The sequence below is a fragment of the Pseudoalteromonas sp. SR45-5 genome, assembly GCF_014163565.1.
Lineage (GTDB): Bacteria > Pseudomonadota > Gammaproteobacteria > Enterobacterales > Alteromonadaceae > Pseudoalteromonas > Pseudoalteromonas distincta.
In genome coordinates, this window is record NZ_JACJDN010000500.1 from 1 (window position 1) to 3,017 (window position 3,017).

Below are 3,017 nucleotides of genomic sequence, written 5' to 3' on the forward strand. Positions count from 1 at the left end.
ATGTAGAATAATTAAGCAGTTGGATTAATGCTAAGAAAACACCACGGTTTTATTACCATTAATAAATAGCTTATGCTCTGAGGCAAGTTGAAGTGCTTTACAAAACACAGTCTTTTCAACATCTTTGCCCATTTTAGCCATCATTTCGGCGGTATTAGCATGTGTAACGCTGGTTACATCTTGCAAAATAATAGGCCCTTCATCAAGCTCATTATTAACAAAGTGAGCGGTAGCACCAATAATTTTTACGCCGCGCTCAAATGCTTGATGATAAGGTTTAGCCCCTATAAATGCTGGCAAAAATGAGTGATGAATATTAATTATTTTACCTTCAAATCGACCCACAAATTCAGGACTTAAAATACGCATGTATTTAGCAAGACCAATAATGTCAGGATTGTAACTGGCAATTAAATCGCCTACCTTTTTATCATGTTCGCTACGGGTTAACCCTTCGTGCGATACAACATGAAATGGCACACCAAACCCTTTAGCTAGCGGCTCTAAATCAGCATAGTTAGCAATTACAGCGAGTACTTCAATATTAAGAGTTTGTTCAAATTGCTTTAACAGCATACCACCTAAACAATGAGCTTCTTTAGTTGCCAGTAAAACTACTTTAGTTTTTGCGCCGCAATGTAGCGCAAGTTTAGCGCCTTGTGGCAACAGTGCGCGTAATTGATCTAAAAAGTCGCTTTGTGGCTCACCTGTAAGCTCTGTACGCATAAAAAATCGCTGCGCGTCTTTATCTACAAATTCGTTGTTACGCGTAATGTTTAAATTATTTTTATGGCAAAGCCCTGTAATTTTAGCTATTAAGCCTACATCATCAGCACATTGGGTGGTTAGTATATAGCTCATTGTCCTCATTCTTACCCTGTAATTAATCCTTTCATTATTTGTGTTTTGGCACATAAAGCAAGGGCTTTGTGAACTAATCCAATATTAATCATGTTGTTGAGTGCAAAAGAGGTAATAAAGTTAAAAAGTATTGAATAGAGGTTAAAAAAAATGCCACCTAAGTTAACAAGGTGGCATTAATAAAAGTTATCTAGGTTTGAGGTTAATTAACCCTTGGGCTCGGGAGATAAGTTTTCTTCTTGTCTTAAATACCCGGCAGCTTCTTCATCATCTTTCGTTATCGCTTGCTGAGTAGGTATAGCGCGCGTTTGTTGGTTTAGTTGATGTATTTGTGACGCATTACCTAAATCACGCTCACTGGTGATTGAGGCGATAGATTCGCGGTCTTTTAAGAATGAAATAACGTCTTTTTTGATTGCTTGTAATTGTCCTTCGTCTTTATGCATTTCCATAATGTGGCGAGGATGTTCAAGGTTTTTCATACCTGTTGCAGCAAACGTAGTAGAGATAACACGAGAAACAATAATCCAAGGCGTTATGCTACTGCGTACTAAAGTATTTTCTGAGCGGGTGCTATCGTGAATACCAGTACCTGTTGATATTTTAGACTCAGTAAAAGTGCCTTCACATTTAAAGTACACAAGCAGTGACTCAAATTGCATTTCTGCAAAAAATAGATGCGCTGTGTTTGCAAGTAACTGCGCAAATGCTTTAATAAGTACGCCTATTAGCAATAAGTGAAAGCTTGTCATTAATAGCTCACTAAATTGAATGACATGTTGGTTATTAAATGCCTGTTTAAAACTATTAATATTTGCCGCATCAATGTAATGGTAAATATTAATAAACGAATACGCTAAAAGTACAGTAAATGCTAACGCTACAATATAAAGTAAGTTACCGCTCACCAAAGCAAGTAATCTCGCGAGTGTAAAGTTTTTACCTAAGTCCATTGAGTGCAGTTTAGGCTGAATCTCTTGGATCATTTCACCTTTAAAACCGCCTTTACCTTCTATTTGTTCTTGAAGCTTAGGGTCTAATTCTCTGTAAACTCTGTTAGGTACTTCTTTATAACGGCGATTAGCCATTACTAGGTTATCGAGGTTTATGAAAATCTCGTCTGGATGAACAGACTCTTGCCAGTTTTCACGTAGTTCAGATACTTCAGCTGAAGGGGTAACTGAATTTAAACGCGCTTTAATCATGATAAAAGCAAGCGCACAGCTTAGAGTCGCTAATATAATAATTGCAATTAAGTATATTCCAGCATGAAGACTAGGCAGTTGCTCAAGCCAGTTATCTATTTCTTGTTTACTAATGTGCTGCTCTTTCATCAACCATGACATAGAAAGACCAATAGCGATGGGTAAAATAAAAGATAAAGAAATAATTTTAGCGAGTGCACCAGTACCAAGTGCTTCAATATTCTTTTCTGCATTTCGAGAGATAGGTTTACCTGTAGAGCGCCAAGAAAAAAGCACGTAAAACATTAATATTGCACTATAAACCGGAAATGCTAATTCCCCAGCTTCACCGGTAAAGCCCGACAAAGATACAAATGCAACAAGGCCATAAGCAATAAGGGCGACAAAGGTGCTTACCCATGAGCCAAATAATCGCTGGGCAACATTTCGAATAGGATATGGTAGAAACAATAGCTTAGGGATTAAGCTGTGAAGTAAGCGTGATAAAAAACCATTAGGCTCTTTAAATGTACTGTTTTTACGACCAACCAGCATTTCTTCAAGTGATTGCGCTGTGTAGGCTACTTCTTTTTGTTCTTCTTGAGCGGTTGATGCTTGCGATTTACTGTAGTTATAAGCAAGCGAAGTTGGGTGGTTTCTACCTACAAAGTATTTAAGTGTTGCATAAATACCTGCAGATAGTGAGCGAATGCCGAATGCTAAAATAAGCATGCCAAACACCATTAAAATCCAACCTGCGGTTGTATCTTCTTTCACAGAGCCCGCAGCAATAACAAGTAAACTAATACCTGCTATAGACTCAATGAGTCCTCTTAATGCTGTTACTTTACCTTCCAGTTTGAAGGGGTTTTTTAGTCCAAGATCAATCGATCCATAATCAAAAGCCATTGAATTCTCCATTTAAACAGCACCCCAATTGCAGGGGACAAAGTGTAATTAATCTGAACTTAG

2 protein-coding genes are annotated in these 3,017 nt (G+C 37.7%); both read right to left on the minus strand.

Annotated features, from left to right (window positions below; all coding sequences use genetic code 11):
• Positions 1-30: 30 nt before the first annotated feature.
• Positions 31-861, minus strand: coding sequence for a formyltetrahydrofolate deformylase (gene purU / locus H5072_RS15685; RefSeq protein WP_024597310.1), 831 nt, complete (start codon positions 859-861; stop codon positions 31-33).
• 206 nt (positions 862-1,067) lie between these two features.
• Positions 1,068-2,954 (minus strand): hypothetical protein, encoded by a 1,887-nt coding sequence (locus H5072_RS15690; RefSeq protein ID WP_182694050.1) that lies wholly within the window; start codon positions 2,952-2,954, stop codon positions 1,068-1,070.
• Between the last annotated feature and the right edge of the window lie 63 nt (positions 2,955-3,017).